This is a genomic window from Streptomyces cathayae, assembly GCF_029760955.1.
GTDB classification, from domain to species: Bacteria; Actinomycetota; Actinomycetes; order Streptomycetales; family Streptomycetaceae; genus Streptomyces; species Streptomyces cathayae.
In genome coordinates this window covers 4,244,721-4,259,057 of the sequence record NZ_CP121682.1, presented here as the reverse complement: position 1 = coordinate 4,259,057, position 14,337 = coordinate 4,244,721, and the positions used below count along the sequence as shown (strand labels likewise).

The 14,337-nt window shown below is 72.6% G+C and carries 14 protein-coding genes; 13 read left to right on the top strand and 1 reads right to left on the bottom strand.

Annotated elements, in window-relative coordinates; translation table 11 throughout:
• Nucleotides 1-24: 24 nt before the first annotated feature.
• The 10 genes from PYS65_RS19425 (at nucleotide 25) to PYS65_RS19380 (ending at nucleotide 6,973) form a co-directional block, all read left to right on the top strand.
• A complete protein-coding gene (locus tag PYS65_RS19425; protein WP_279335192.1) occupies nucleotides 25-1,047 on the top strand; it encodes a LacI family DNA-binding transcriptional regulator in 1,023 nt (340 codons plus the stop codon).
• Between the two features lie 141 nt (nucleotides 1,048-1,188).
• Nucleotides 1,189-2,244, top strand: coding sequence for a S1C family serine protease (locus PYS65_RS19420; protein WP_279335191.1), 1,056 nt, complete (start codon nucleotides 1,189-1,191; stop codon nucleotides 2,242-2,244).
• A gap of 69 nt (nucleotides 2,245-2,313) precedes the next feature.
• A complete protein-coding gene (locus PYS65_RS19415) occupies nucleotides 2,314-2,508 on the top strand; it encodes a hypothetical protein (protein ID WP_279335190.1) in 195 nt (64 codons plus the stop codon).
• A 166-nt stretch (nucleotides 2,509-2,674) separates the two neighbouring features.
• The gene (locus PYS65_RS19410) at nucleotides 2,675-3,421 is read left to right on the top strand and encodes a response regulator transcription factor (RefSeq protein WP_279335189.1); all 747 of its coding nucleotides are present in this window, start codon (nucleotides 2,675-2,677) and stop codon (nucleotides 3,419-3,421) included.
• On the top strand, nucleotides 3,418-4,878 hold the full coding sequence (locus PYS65_RS19405; protein ID WP_279335188.1) for a sensor histidine kinase: 1,461 nt from the start codon (nucleotides 3,418-3,420) through the stop codon (nucleotides 4,876-4,878). The genes PYS65_RS19410 and PYS65_RS19405 overlap by 4 nt, the downstream gene beginning before the upstream one ends.
• A 48-nt stretch (nucleotides 4,879-4,926) precedes the next feature.
• Nucleotides 4,927-5,556 carry a class I SAM-dependent methyltransferase gene (locus PYS65_RS19400; RefSeq protein WP_279335187.1) on the top strand — a complete coding sequence of 210 codons (630 nt, stop codon included), beginning with the start codon at nucleotides 4,927-4,929 and terminating at the stop codon, nucleotides 5,554-5,556.
• 144 nt (nucleotides 5,557-5,700) lie between these two features.
• The gene (locus PYS65_RS19395; RefSeq protein WP_423836104.1) at nucleotides 5,701-5,892 is read left to right on the top strand and encodes a hypothetical protein; all 192 of its coding nucleotides are present in this window, start codon (nucleotides 5,701-5,703) and stop codon (nucleotides 5,890-5,892) included.
• 270 nt (nucleotides 5,893-6,162) lie between these two features.
• The gene (locus PYS65_RS19390; RefSeq protein ID WP_279335186.1) at nucleotides 6,163-6,489 is read left to right on the top strand and encodes a DUF6247 family protein; all 327 of its coding nucleotides are present in this window, start codon (nucleotides 6,163-6,165) and stop codon (nucleotides 6,487-6,489) included.
• Nucleotides 6,486-6,725, top strand: a complete 240-nt coding sequence (locus tag PYS65_RS19385) for a hypothetical protein (RefSeq protein ID WP_279335185.1) — start codon at nucleotides 6,486-6,488, stop codon at nucleotides 6,723-6,725. Before PYS65_RS19390 ends, PYS65_RS19385 begins: the two co-directional genes overlap by 4 nt.
• Before the next feature lie 47 nt (nucleotides 6,726-6,772).
• On the top strand, nucleotides 6,773-6,973 hold the full coding sequence (locus tag PYS65_RS19380; RefSeq protein ID WP_279335184.1) for a DUF1737 domain-containing protein: 201 nt from the start codon (nucleotides 6,773-6,775) through the stop codon (nucleotides 6,971-6,973).
• A gap of 124 nt (nucleotides 6,974-7,097) precedes the next feature.
• Here the strand turns inward: PYS65_RS19380 and PYS65_RS19375 are convergent, their stop codons facing one another.
• Nucleotides 7,098-8,954: a bifunctional metallophosphatase/5'-nucleotidase gene (locus PYS65_RS19375; protein WP_279335183.1), complete on the bottom strand. Its 1,857-nt coding sequence runs from the start codon at nucleotides 8,952-8,954 to the stop codon at nucleotides 7,098-7,100.
• 271 nt (nucleotides 8,955-9,225) lie between these two features.
• Between PYS65_RS19375 and mshD the strand changes: the two genes are divergently transcribed.
• From mshD to PYS65_RS19360, 3 genes are all read left to right on the top strand, one after another.
• Nucleotides 9,226-10,197, top strand: a complete 972-nt coding sequence (gene mshD, locus PYS65_RS19370) for a mycothiol synthase (protein WP_279335182.1) — start codon at nucleotides 9,226-9,228, stop codon at nucleotides 10,195-10,197.
• 666 nt (nucleotides 10,198-10,863) lie between these two features.
• The gene (locus PYS65_RS19365; RefSeq protein WP_279335181.1) at nucleotides 10,864-13,101 is read left to right on the top strand and encodes an RNA degradosome polyphosphate kinase; all 2,238 of its coding nucleotides are present in this window, start codon (nucleotides 10,864-10,866) and stop codon (nucleotides 13,099-13,101) included.
• A complete protein-coding gene (locus PYS65_RS19360) occupies nucleotides 13,082-14,332 on the top strand; it encodes a CHAD domain-containing protein (RefSeq protein ID WP_279335180.1) in 1,251 nt (416 codons plus the stop codon). The genes PYS65_RS19365 and PYS65_RS19360 overlap by 20 nt, the downstream gene beginning before the upstream one ends.
• Nucleotides 14,333-14,337: the final 5 nt, after the last annotated feature.

The following is a 14,337-nucleotide window of genomic DNA, read 5'->3' as shown; positions in this document are numbered from 1 at the left end:
GTTATATCCGCGTAGACTCCGCGCGTGGCCAAGGTGACAAGGGATGATGTGGCGCGACTGGCGGGTACCTCCACCGCCGTCGTCAGCTATGTCATCAACAACGGACCCCGGCCGGTCGCCCCGGCCACGCGCGAACGCGTACTCGCCGCGATCAAGGAGCTGGGGTACCGACCCGACCGGGTCGCCCAGGCGATGGCGTCGCGGCGCACGGACCTGATAGGCCTGATCGTCCCGGACGCGCGCCAGCCCTTCTTCGGGGAGATGGCGCACGCGGTCGAACAGGCCGCGGCCGAGCGCGGGAAAATGGTGCTCGTCGGGAACTCCGACTACATCGGCGAGCGCGAGGTCCACTACCTGCGGGCGTTCCTGGGGATGCGCGTCTCCGGACTGATCCTGGTCAGCCACGCGCTCAACGACCTGGCCGCCGCGGAGATCGACGCCTGGGACGCCAGGGTCGTCCTGCTGCACGAGCGCCCCGAGGCCATGGACGACGTCGCCGTCGTCACCGACGACCTCGGCGGCGCCCAGCTCGCCGTCCGCCACCTGCTGGAGCACGGCAACGCGTACGTGGCCTGTGTCGGTGGCACCGCGGAGACCCCCTCCGTAGGCGACCCGGTCTCCGACCACGTCGAGGGCTGGCGGCGGGCGATGAAAGAGGCCGGCCTCCCGACCGAGGGCCGCCTCTTCGAGGCCCCGTACAACCGCTACGACGCCTATCGCGTCGGGCTCGACATCCTCTCCGGGCCGAACCGCCCGCCCGCGATCTTCTGCTCCACCGACGACCAGGCGGTCGGCGTGCTGCGCGCGGCGCGCGAGCTGCGCATCGACGTGCCCGGTGAGCTCGCGGTCGTCGGGTTCGACGACATCAAGGAGGCGGCGCTCACCGATCCGCCGATGACCACGGTCGCCTCCGACCGTTCGGCGATGGCCCGCGCGGCGGTCGACCTCGTCCTCGACGACGGACTGCGGGTGGCCGGCTCGCAGCGCGAGCGGCTGAAGGTCTTCCCCTCCGAACTGGTGATCCGCAGCTCCTGCGGCTGCGCGTAGCGGTCAGGCCACCGGCTGGACCACTGCTCGAGCCGCCGCCCGGGCCACCGAGGGCGTCTTCATATCGGGCATACGAGGTTCTGTCGGACTTCTCAGCGGGCACTCAGGGTGTTCTCATGGGGGGACGGGAGGCTCGTCGACATGACCGAATCCTTTCGCCGCAGCGGCGCACACGAGAACCCCCACGCGGGCGGCCCGCAGCACCCCTCCTCCTCTCCGGTGAACCCCGAGTGGCCGCCCCCGCCTGCGTTCGCGCCGGGGCATCCGGTCACCGCCGACGCCACCGGCACCACCGGCACCGCCAGGCCCCGCCGGAAGCGGAACCGGGGTCCGGCCGCCCTGCTCGCCGCCGTGGCGATCGTGGCGGCGGCCGTGGGCGGCGGCACCGCCTACGGCATCCAGGAGCTGACCGGCAACGGCACCGTCGCCTCGTCGAACGCGAGCAGCACCCCTGTGGTGCCGACCGGTCAGAAGGGCACGGTGTCCGGCGTCGCCAAGGCGGTCAGCCCGAGCATCGTCGAGATCAACGCCACCTCCGGCGCCGGATCATCCACCGGCTCCGGTGTGATCATCACCGGGGACGGCGAGATCATCACCAACCACCACGTCGTCGCCGGTGCCTCCTCGGTCAAGGTGCGGACCGGCGACGGCAGGACGTACACCGCGGACGTCGTCGGCACCGAGAGCTCGAAGGACCTCGCGCTGATCAGACTGAACGACGCCTCGGGCCTGACACCGGCCACCCTCGGCGACTCCGACGGCGTACAGGTCGGCGACCAGGTCGTGGCGATCGGCTCCCCCGAGGGCCTGACCGGCACCGTCACCAGCGGCATCGTCTCGGCGCTCGACCGCGACGTGACCGTCTCCACCGACGGGAGCCAGGGGCAGAGCCCGCAGGGGCAGCCGGGCGGCGGCCTGCCCTTCGAGTTCGGCGGGCAGCAGTTCAACGGCGACACCGGCGGGTCCACGACGACGTACAAGGCGATCCAGACCGACGCGTCCCTGAACCCCGGGAACTCCGGCGGCGCGCTGATCGACATGAACGGCGACATCATCGGCATCAACTCCGCGATGTACTCGTCGAGCGGCGGCGGCTCCTCCTCAGCCGACGCCGGCAGCGTGGGCCTGGGCTTCGCCATCCCGGTCAACACGGTCAAGGCGGACCTCCCGGCCCTGCGGTCCGGCGCCATGAACTGACAGTGCCGCGCATCCCCGCCCCACGCGGTACGCACCGATCCGACGCGGTTCCCACCCGAGGAGTCCGACATGATCGCACAGGCCCGGCAGATCAAGCAGGTCACCCACGAGGTCCCCGGCGCCGACCCGGCCGGTCTCGCCCTCGCGCTGGAGGTCGCGGCCGAGCTGCCCACCCCGGCACCGCGGGCCCCGGAGGTCGCCCCGGCCACGACCCGCCGCAGGACCGAGAACGGACACGGTCACCGCCGCACCGCGCGCGGCTGATCCGTGACCCACGCGCCCCGGGCACTCGTGCGAGCCTGAGACCCTGAGAGTTCGAACGCCCGGCCGCGCGTTCCCCTCCCAGACCAGCAGGCCAGCAGCCCGAGACACCACCGGCCGACATCCCGGCCCCCCGACATCCCGGCAGACCAGAGGATCCCCCGACCCCATGAGCCCCGCAGACGGCGACCGTGACCGTGACCGTGCCCCCCAGCGCATCCTGATCGTCGACGACGAGCCGGCGGTGCGCGAAGCGCTCCAGCGCAGCCTGGCCTTCGAGGGATACGGCACCGAGGTCGCCGTCGACGGCGCGGACGCCCTGGAGAAGGCGGCGGCCCACCGGCCCGACCTGGTCGTCCTCGACATCCAGATGCCCCGGATGGACGGCCTGACCGCCGCCCGCCGCATCCGGGCCACCGGCGACACCACACCCATCCTGATGCTGACCGCCCGGGACACGGTCGGCGACCGGGTGACCGGGCTGGACGCCGGGGCGGACGACTACCTGGTCAAGCCGTTCGAGCTGGACGAGCTGTTCGCCCGGATCCGCGCACTGCTGCGCCGCAGCTCGTACGCGGCGGCCGTGGCCGGCACCGCCGAGGAGGACGACGTCCTGGCCTTCGCCGACCTGCGCATGGACCTGGCGACCCGCGAGGTGACCCGGGGCACGCGACGGGTGGAGCTGACCCGCACCGAGTTCACCCTGCTGGAGATGTTCCTGGCGCACCCGCGCCAGGTGCTCACCCGGGAGCAGATCCTGAAGGCGGTCTGGGGCTTCGACTTCGAACCGTCGTCGAACTCCCTCGACGTGTACGTCATGTATCTGCGCCGCAAGACCGAGGCGGGCGGCGAACCGCGCCTGGTGCACACGGTGCGGGGCGTCGGCTACGCCCTGCGGCAGGACGGCACGGAGTGACGGCACTGGTCCGCCGGTTCCGCGCGCTGCCCATCCGGGCGCGGTTGTCGCTGCTGGTGGCGGCGGCGGTGGCGTTCGCGGTGGCGGCGGTGTCGGTGACGTGCTGGTTCATCGTGCAGGGGAAGCTGTACGAGCAGGTCGACAACGACCTGAAGAAGGCGACGGCGCTGCAGGACCCGCAGCAGCGGGGCGAGATCCGCAGCGCCCTCGGCAACTGCACGGACACCCCCCGGGACAGCATGGACGGAGGCTTCGGGCAGACCTTCTCCCAGGTGGTCAGGGAGGACGGGACCGTGTGCCTGTTCCCCAGCTCGGCGGGCAGGATCAAGGTCACCGAGTCCGACCGGGACGTCATCGCGAGCGCGGGCGACGGCTCGACGGGCCTCTACCGCGACGGCACCGACCAGGACGGCGCCGAGGTGCGCGTCCTGACGCTGCCGCTGGTGATCAACAATCCGAGCACGCTGACCAGTTCGAAGGCCGCCGTCCTCGTCGCCGTGCCCCTCAAGGGCACCGAGTCGACGCTGGGCGACCTCGCGCTGATCCTGCTCCTCGTCTCCGGCATCGGAGTGCTCGGTGCGGCCGCCGCCGGCCTCGCGGTCGCCCGCGCCGGTCTGCGTCCCGTCGACAAGCTCACCGAGGCCGTGGAGCACGTGGCGCGCACCGAGGACCTGGGCGTCCGCATCCCCGTGGAGGACGACTCCGAGGACGAGGTCGCCCGTCTCTCCCGCTCCTTCAACTCGATGACGTCCGCCCTGGCCAGCTCCCGCGACCTGCAGCAGCAGCTCATCGCGGACGCCGGCCACGAACTGCGCACCCCGCTCACCTCCCTGCGCACCAACATCGAACTCCTCACCCGCAGCGAGGAGACGGGCCGCCCCCTGCCCGCCGAGGACCGCAAGGCCCTGCTCACCTCGGTCAAGGCGCAGATGACGGAGCTGGCGGCACTCATCGGCGACCTGCAGGAGCTGTCCCGGCCGGACACCGGCCAGCACGAGGGCCGTGCGCAGATCGTCGCCTGGCAGGACGTCGTGGAGTCGGCGCTGCGCCGGGCCCGGCTGCGCGGCCCGGAGCTGACCATCGCAGCGGACGTCCGGCCCTGGTACGTACGCGCGGAGCCCTCCGCGCTGGAGCGGGCCATGGTCAACGTCCTGGACAACGCGGTGAAGTTCAGCCCGGAGGGCGCCACGGTCGACGTCCGCCTCGCCGACGGCGTCCTCACCGTCCGCGACCACGGCCCCGGCATCGCCGCCGACGAACTCCCCCACGTCTTCGACCGCTTCTGGCGCTCCCCCACCGCCCGCGCCCTCCCCGGCTCGGGCCTCGGCCTGTCCATCGTGGCCCGCACGGTCCAGCAGGCGGGCGGCCGGGTCACCCTGACCCGCGCGGACGGCGGCGGCACCACCGCCACGATCCGCCTCCCCGGCGCCCCCACCCCACCCCCCGAGGTGCCCTGACGGGGCAGGGCCGATCGAGCGTGCGGAACGAGTGTTAGCTTCTTCCCCGTGGCGGAACACCAGGACGAGACCAAGGCCGCCTACGACGGGGTCGTCGAGTTCTATGCGTCGCTGTTCGCCGATCGGCTGGAGACGCACCCGTTCTCACGGAACATGATCGGTACTTTCGCCGAGCTGGTGCGCGGGACGGGGAACCCGCGGGCGGCCGACGTCGGCTGCGGGCCCGGACATCTGACGGCCATGCTGCACGACCTGGGGCTGGACGCCTTCGGGCTCGACCTGTCCCCGGGCATGGTCGACCACGCCCGGCGGGCCCATCCGGCGCTGCGGTTCGACGAGGCGCGAATGGAGGCCCTGCCGGTCGAGGACGGCGCGCTCGGCGGCGTGCTGGCCCACTACTCGGTGATCCACACCCCTCCTGGGGAACTGCCCGCGCTGCTCGCCGAGCAGGTGCGTGTCCTGACGCCGGGGGGCCTGCTCCTGGTCTCGTTCTTCGCGACCGACGGACCGGAGCCGGTCCGCTTCGACCACAAGGTGACGCCCGCCTACAGCTGGCCGGTGGACCGGTTCGCCGAGCTGCTGGCCGGGGCCGGCCTCGTCACGTTCGCCCGGCTGCTCCACGACCCGGCCTCCGAGCGGGGCTTCCTCGACGCCCACGTGCTGGCCCGCCGCCCCTGAGGACGTCTGCAGGCGACGCGCGCACTCGTCCGGCACATCCCGGAGACGGGGGGCGGGCGACGGCGGACTGAGGGCTGCGGCCCGGGGCGCAGATCGCGGTCGACGAGGTTACGGCCTCTCCGAACCCTCCGTGAACGCGGTGGCGTGGTCGGCGGCCCACTGGCGGACGCCCTCGGTGAAGGCATCCAGGCACGCCTGCTGGCCGCCCAGACACTCGCGGTCCAGCGGGTGCTCGCCCGGACCAACTGGCAGAAGATCGCCGACGGTCGAACCGCCCACGACGTTCACCCCGAGGCCGTGGCCGACGCCGACCAGGCATTCAGCCGACTGCGGTGACAGGCGACACCCCCGGTCGGAGAAGACTCCGGCGGTGCGGCGACCGCACCGCCCTGCCCGACAGTGAGCAGTTCCCCGGCGCGGGTGCGGTGGCGGCCCAGTCGCACTCGGGTGAGCAGGTGCTCGCCGGGGCCGTGCTCGGCGGTCCGGAGGCGGGTGGGCCGGTGGTGACAGGTGGTACGTCCGTCTGTCCCCGTCCGGTGTCTCGCGCGTTCTACCGTGGTCCTCCGGCCCACACGTCACACCCCGGCCGGAGGAGAGGAGCCGACCATGGCCCACGAGGTGGATCCGAACTCCTGCGAGAGGACACCCGAGGCGATCCGTGCGGCCCTGCAGCGGCGCCGGGACTGGTTGCAGGCCTTCGAGCAGGAGTGGCTGAGCGCCGCCGCCGACTTCGACCAGTCGGCGCTCGACGCCGTGATCGACAAGTGGTTCCCCTTCGCCTGCGCCTGCGCCACGCCGGGCTACCTCGACGACGTCGAACAGACCGTCAAACGCATGACGACGGACGACACCGAAGGCCTCGTGTTCCGCGACGCGCAGGGCCACGGCTTCGACGCGGACGGCCGGCCCGTCCCCGCGGGCGGGTGCCGGTGAGCGCCTACGCCATCCGGTACGTGGACCGCGCGGCGGCGCGGAAGGCCGCGTTACCGGGCTCCCGGCGGACCTCGCTCGAGAACCTCGAGAAGCTGCTCACCCTGAACCCGTTCGGCCCGCCGGCCCTCAGCAACCGCGACAACAGCTGGTCCGCGGGCTTCCAGGGCGGCTTCGTCACCTACGTCGTGTCCAACCGCCACGTCGTCGTCAACGTCATCGACCTCGTGGCCCTCTGAGCCCTCTGAGCCCTCTGGAACCGGGACGCGTGTGACACGCTGGGATCATGAAGACACCGCCGGACGGGCTGCCTGTGTACCGCGTGCTGACCGGTCCTGACGACGTGGCGTTCTGCCGTCGGGTGAGCGAGGCCCTGGCGATGGGGTACCGGCTCCACGAAGGGCCGTCGGTCACCTTCGACGGCGACCGGGTGATCGTCGCGCAGGCGGTCGTGTGGCCCGGAGCGGGAGACACCGCCTCGAGGTGACGGACACGCTCCGGCGCATGCGCACGGCCGGGCCGGGCTTCCGGAACGGAAAGAAGGGGCCCGGCGCCCGCGGGCCTCACGGCCTGCCGGGTGTGCCGGGCCCCTCCCGGGGGTCGTCCGCCGATTACCGGACGACCGTGATGCGGTCCGCCGCCGGCGGGGCGATCGGGTTCGTGGGGGAGGAGTTGGCCGTCAGGTACTGCTCCAGGGCCGTCAGGTCGTCCTCGCCGACCAGATCCGCCGTGCCCTCGCCGAGGGTCGGGAAGCCGTCGCCGCCGCCCGCGAGGAAGTTGTTCGTGGCGACGCGGTAGGTGGCGGCCGGGTCGATCGCGGAGCCGTTCAGCCTGAGGGAGTCCGTGACCACCCGGTCCGCGCCGGTCCTGGTCAGGTCCAGGGTGTAGGTCAGGCCGGCGGAGATCTGGAGGATCTTCGGCGCCGCCTCGTTGGCGCCGCTCACCTGCTCCTTGAGGACCTGGATCAGCTGCGCGCCGGTGAAGTCCTGGAGGTTGACCGTGTTGGCGAACGGCTGCACGGTGAAGCCCTCGGCGTAGGTGACCACGCCGTCGCCCTCGGCGGCGCTCGCCGCGTAGGTGAGGGGGGCGCGGATGCCACCGGGGTTCATCAGGGCCAGGTCGGTCTCCGGGTCCAGCGTCCGGCCGTAGGCCAGTTGGGCGTCGGCGATCAGGTCGCCGAGCGGGGTCTCGGTGGTGCCGTCCTTGGTGATGTCACCGGAGATGTAGCCGATCGGGCGGTTGCCGATGGGGGCGGCGAGGGTGTTCCACCTGCCGATCAGCCGGGTCATGTCCGGCGCCTTCGGGACGTCCCGCGTCACCACGTGGTTCGCCGACTTGACGGCCGTACGGGCGATGTCACCCGTCGCGCGGTCGTACGTCAGCGTCGTGTCCGTGTAGAGGCGGCCGAAGGACGCGGCCGAGGTGACCATGCGGGGCTTGCCCGCCGGGTCCGGGATCGTGCACACGTACGCCGCGTGGGTGTGGCCGGTGACCAGCGCGTCCACCTGGGGCGAGACCTTCTTGGCGATGTCGGCGATCGGGCCGGAGACGCCGTCGCCGGCGCCCGGGGAGTCGCAGTCGTAGTTGTAGGAGGACGAGGCGGGGAAGCCGCCCTCGTGCACCAGGGCCACGATCGACTTCACGCCCTGGCGCTGGAGCTCCTTGGCGTACTTGTCGATCGTCTCGACCTCGTCCTTGAAGGACAGGCCCTTCACACCCTCCGCGGAGACGATGTCGGGGGTGGCCTCCAGCGTCACGCCGATGAAACCGACCTTGACGCCCTTCTGCTTCCACACCCAGTACGGCTTCAGGACGGGCTTGCCCGTCTTCTCGTCCAGGACGTTGGCCGCCAGGTACGGGAAGTCGGCGCCCTTGAACTTCTTGTCCGTGTAGCAGCCCTCGACGGGGTGGCAGCCGCCGTTCTGCAGCCGGCCCAACTCCTTGGCGCCCTCGTCGAACTCGTGGTTGCCGACGGAGGAGACGTCCAGGTCGAGCTTGTTCAGCGCCTCGATCGTGGGCTCGTCGTGGAAGAGACCGGAGAGGAGGGGGGACGCGCCCACCATGTCGCCGGCGGCCGCGGTGACGGAGTAGCGGTTGCCCTTACGGGCCTCGCGCAGGTGGGTGGCGAGGTACTCCGCACCGCCCGCGTCGACGGTCTTGGTCGTCCCGTCCGGGTGCAGTTCGGTGACCCGGCCCGAGGAACCCGTCGGGGGTTCCAGGTTGCCGTGCAGGTCGTTGAAGGACAGCAGCTGCACGTCCTGGTAGCGGCCCGGGTACCCCTTGTGGTGGCCGTGCCCGTGCGACGCGCCGCCCTTGACCCCACCCGCGCTCGCCGCCTCCGCGGGCAGGGTGGCCGCGGCCAGCGCGCCGATGGTGAGCACACCGGCGGCGGACACGAGAAGACGGTTCGTACGGCGTCTGCGGCGCGGACGGTACGTCAAGGATGTGGACCTGGGTGTGGCTGGCATGCGCCCCCCTGCGGGTCTGCGTGGGTCGGAGTCGGTCGGGGTTGGTCTACGCGGGGCCGGGCCGAACCCGCGTGAGGCGCGCGCCGACCGCCCGGCGCAGCCTAGGGTCAACGCGCGTAGCGCGACAGGGGGTTCATGATTACATCCTGGTTATCTTTCAGTCCCGGCACCGGTCGCGCCGTGCGGCCGGGGCCGCTCGCGCCGTGCGTTCGGCTCCGCGTCCGACGCCGTCGTCGTCCCTTTTCGGCGCCCGCCGCTTACCCTCGTACGCATGACCAGCGACGACTTCGCACGGCCGGGCCGCACCCGCTCGCTCCAGACGTACACCGCGCTCTCCCCCGAGCAGATCGGGGCGGTTCTCGCCCTGCTCGACGAGGCCGCCCGGACCGACGGACAGCAGGCGGTGTCCGAGCAGGGGCGGTTGCAGCTGCGCGGCGGTGAACGGGCGGGCGTGACCCATCTGTTGCTCTTCCTCACCCGCGAGACGAGCGAGGCGAGCGAGAGCGACGGCGGCAAGGACGGCGAACTCGTCGGGTACGCCCAGCTGGAGGACACCGACCCGGTCGAACCACCGGCCGCCGAGCTGGTCGTGCACCCCTCCCACCGGGGGCGGGGGCACGGACGGGCGCTCGGGTCCGCGCTGCTCGCCGCCTCCGGCAAGCGGCTGCGGGTGTGGGCGCACGGCGGTCACTCCGCGGCCCGCCATCTCGCCCAGGTCCTCGGACTCACCCTCTTCCGCGAACTGCGGCAGATGCGGCGGCCGTTGGCCGGGCTGGAGCTGCCCGATCCGGTACTGCCGGAGGGCGTGACCGTGCGGGCCTTCGTCCCCGGGCGGGACGACGCCGCCTGGCTCGCGCTGAACGCCGCCGCCTTCGCCCACCACCCCGAGCAGGGCGCCCTCACCCAGCGCGACCTGGACGACCGCAAGGCCGAGCCGTGGTTCGACCCCGAGGGCTTCTTCCTCGCCGAGCGGGAGGGCGGCGGGCTCGTCGGCTTCCACTGGACCAAGGTGCACCGGGCGGAAGGGCTCGGCGAGGTGTACGTCCTCGGCGTGAGCCCGCAGGCCCAGGGCGGCGGCCTGGGCAAGTCCCTGACCACGATCGGCCTGCGGTACCTGGCGGGGCAGGGACTGCCCACCGCGATGCTGTACGTCGACGCCGACAACAAGGCGGCCGTGGCCGTCTACGAGCGGCTGGGCTTCCTCACCCACGAGACGGACCTGATGTACCGGACGGAGACCTGACGAACCCACCGGCCCCGGCGGACCCGGCTGACCCGGCTGACCCGGCGAGCCCAACGGGCTCGTCAGACCTGCCAGGCCCGACGAGCCCGACAGACCCGGCGAACCCGATGAACCTGACAGGCCCGGCGGACCTGGCGAGCCCGACAGACCGGCGGACCCGGCGAACCCGGCGACCCCGACGGACCCGACAGACCGGCGAACCCAGCAGACCCGACAGACCGGCGGACCGGAGAGACCGGGCTCGCGCCCCGCGCACCGGCTCCGGCCCGCCGTCTCCGCCGGGGGCCCGAATCCGGCCCCCGGCGCGAGCCCGCCCGAAGCGGGCGCATACGGCTGACGGAGGGCCGCAGAACCGGCCCGAAGCGGGCCCGGGGCGGGCCACACCCCCACCCCCGCACGGGACACCTGATCGACACGGCGCCATACCGCCGGGAATGTACGGTTCGCACCCCGGACGCGCTCCCCGCGGGCCGCTCCCCGATATCCCGCACGTCATGTCTCCGTAACCGCTGATTCAGACAGTCTTGCGACGCTCGGCGAATGAATCGCGCCGCCTCAGAGCCACCGCCGCCCCGGAGGGGTGACTGGGACGTCCCAGGGGCACCATTCGTCCCACCCGCGCTTTCCGACGCGCCCGTGAGGCTGCAGGCGCGGAACAATGGGTCCATGAGCCAGCCGAACGCCGACGCAAAGGCACAGGTACAGCACGCGCAGCCCTCCGTGGGCTCCATCGCCGCACACCGGCCGCACACCGTGGCCGGCACGGTCTCCGACCTGGAACCCGACATCGACGCGGACCTCGACGCCTACGAGGAGTCGCAGACGGGCGGCGAACCGCTGCCCCAGGGCCGATTCCTCGACCGGGAGCGCAGCTGGCTCGCGTTCAACGAGCGGGTCCTCGAACTCGCCGAGGACCCCGCCACCCCGCTGCTCGAACGGGCCAACTTCCTCGCGATCTTCGCCAGCAACCTGGACGAGTTCTTCATGGTCCGGGTGGCCGGCCTGAAGCGCCGTATCGCCACCGGTGTCGCCGTCCGCTCCGCCTCCGGCCTCCAGCCGCGCGAGGTGCTGGAGATGATCTGGAGCCGCTCGCGCGAGCTGATGGCGCGGCACGCCGCCTGCTTCCACGAGGACGTCCTGCCCGCGCTGACGGACGCGGGCATCAACCTGGTCCGCTGGAGCGAGCTGACGGAGAAGGAGCAGGCCCGCCTGTTCACCCTCTTCCGGCACCAGATCTTCCCCGTGCTGACCCCGCTGGCGGTCGACCCGGCGCACCCGTTCCCGTACATATCGGGCCTGTCGCTGAACCTGGCCGTGGTCGTGCGCAACCCGGTCACCGGCCACAAGCACTTCGCCCGGGTCAAGGTGCCGCCGCTGCTGTCCCGCTTCCTGGAGAGCTCCCCGGGCCGCTACGTCCCCCTCGAGGACGTCATCGCCGCCCATCTGGAGGAGCTGTTCCCGGGCATGGAGGTGCTGCAGCACCACGCCTTCCGGCTCACCCGCAACGAGGATCTGGAGGTCGAGGAGGACGACGCGGAGAACCTTCTCCAGGCCCTGGAGAAGGAGCTCATGCGGCGCCGCTTCGGGCCGCCGGTGCGCCTGGAGGTCGAGGAGTCCATCGACCGCGACGTCCTGGACCTGCTCGTGCGCGAGCTGAAGATCAGCGAGGCCGAGGTGTACCCGCTGCCGGGGCCGCTCGACCTCACCGGTCTCTTCCGGATCCACGGCCTGGACCGGCCCGAGCTGAAGTACCGCGCGTTCATCGCCGGCACCCACCGCGACCTCGCCGAGGTCGAGTCGGCGTCGGCGCCCGACATCTTCGCCGCGCTCCGCAGCCGGGACGTGCTCCTGCACCACCCGTACGACTCGTTCTCCACGTCCGTGCAGGCCTTCCTGGAGCAGGCCGCCGCCGACCCGGACGTCCTCGCCATCAAGCAGACCCTGTACCGGACCTCCGGTGACTCCCCGATCGTCGACGCGCTGATCGAGGCCGCCGAGGCCGGCAAGCAGGTCCTCGTCCTGGTCGAGATCAAGGCCCGCTTCGACGAGCACGCCAACATCAACTGGGCGCGCAAGCTGGAGGAGGCCGGCTGCCACGTCGTCTACGGCCTGGTCGGCCTGAAGACCCACTGCAAGCTGTCCCTCGTGGTCCGCCAGGAGGGCGAGACGCTACGGCGTTACTGCCACGTCGGCACCGGCAACTACCACCCCAAGACGGCCCGGCTCTACGAGGACCTCGGCCTGCTCACCGCCGACCCGCAGGTCGGCGCGGACCTCTCCGACCTGTTCAACCGCCTCTCCGGCTACTCCCGCCGTGAGACGTACCGGCGGCTGCTGGTCGCGCCGAAGTCGCTGCGCGACGGTCTGATCTCGCGGATCGACAAGGAGGCCCAGCACCACCGGGCCGGACGCCCCGCCTACGTCCGCATCAAGGTCAACTCGATGGTGGACGAGGCGATCATCGACGCCCTCTACCGGGCGTCGCAGGCGGGGGTGCCGGTGGACGTGTGGGTGCGCGGCATCTGCGCGATCCGGCCGGACGTCGAGGGCCTGTCGGAGAACATCCGGGTCCGTTCCATCCTCGGCCGCTTCCTCGAACACTCCCGTGTCTTCTGCTTCGGCAACGGCGGTGAGCCCGAGGTGTGGTTCGGCAGCGCGGACATGATGCACCGCAATCTGGACCGCCGTATCGAGGCCCTGGTCAGGGTCACCGACCCCGCCCACCGGGCGGCGCTGAACCGGCTGCTGGAGACCGGCATGTCCGACGCCACCTCGTCCTGGCACCTCGGCTCGGACGGAACGTGGACCCGACACGCGGTGGACGCGGACGGCCGGCCCCTGCGGCACGTCCAGGAGATGCTCATTGACGCCCGGAGGCGCCGGCGTGGCACAGCAACACCTTGAACCGACGGATCCGACCCGCCTGGCCGGCCCGGTGCTCAGCCCGGTGACCGGCCCGGTGCCCGCGGCGGCCCTCGCCGGTTATCTGCGGGCCCAGGCCACCGAGTTCCTGCGCGCGCTGCGCCTCCACCGGGAGGCGGGGGCGGGCACGGCGTCCTCGGAGGGTTCCGCCGAGGCGGCGCTCGCGCTGCGCCGTTCGGCCCGCCGGATCAGCGGCAGCCTGCACACCTTCCAGGCGGTCCTGGACCCCGACTGGTCCGAGGCGATGCGCCCGGAACTGGCCTGGGTCTCCGGCACGCTGGCCCTGGAACACGCCTGCTCGGCGCGGCTGGAGCGGCTGCTCCTGGCCCTGCACCGGCTGTCGGGCACGGCGTTCCCGGCCCAGGCGGACGCCGGGAGCAGAACCGGGACGGCCCGGTCGGCCGCCCCGGCCCCCGCCGCCCCCGGGGCGAGCGCGCGTACCGGTACGCGTACGGCGACCGCCTCCGGTCCCGCCGAGCCGACGGCCGCCACTGCGGTGTCCGAACGCGGCAAGCTCACCGTGGGTGCCGCGAGGGCCGGTGCCCTGCTGGACCGGCAGCTCACCCTGGCCCGGACCCGGGCGCACTCCACGGCGCTGCAGGCCCTCGGTTCCTCCCGTTTCCACGCGGTCGCCGACAAGGTCGCCGTGCTGGCCAGCGAGGTTCCGCTGACCCCGGCCGCCGGCTCCGCCGACCTGCGCCCGCTGGCCGAGGCCGCGCGGGAGCGGCTCGTCGACGCCGTCGCCGCGCTGCCCCTGGTCACCGCGGGCAGCCCGTACAACGCGGAGGCGCTGCTGCACGGGCTGTCGCCGGATCCGGCCCCGCATCCGCAGGACGTGCCCTGGCACCAGGTCCGTCTGCTGCTGCGCCTGCACCGGTACGCCCGTGAGGTCCTGTACGCCGCCGTCTCGGCCCCCACCGGCACCGAAGGCCCCGCGGACCGCACCGCCCGCACCGGCGGCCCCGCGGGAAACACCGGCAGTGCCGCCCCGCCCCCGAACGTCGGCCTCGTCGCCGCGGGCGAGGCCCTGGACCGGCACCGGGACGCCTCCGAGGCGTCGGCGGCCGCGGCGCACGCCGCCCGTACCCCGCGGATCGCCCCGGCCACGGCGTACGCGCTCGGCGTGCTCCACGCGGACCAGCGGCACGACGTGGAGGCGGCGCGGTACGCGTTCCAGCACTGCTGGCAGACGGACGTCGTCGGCTCGTTGTAGGGAGG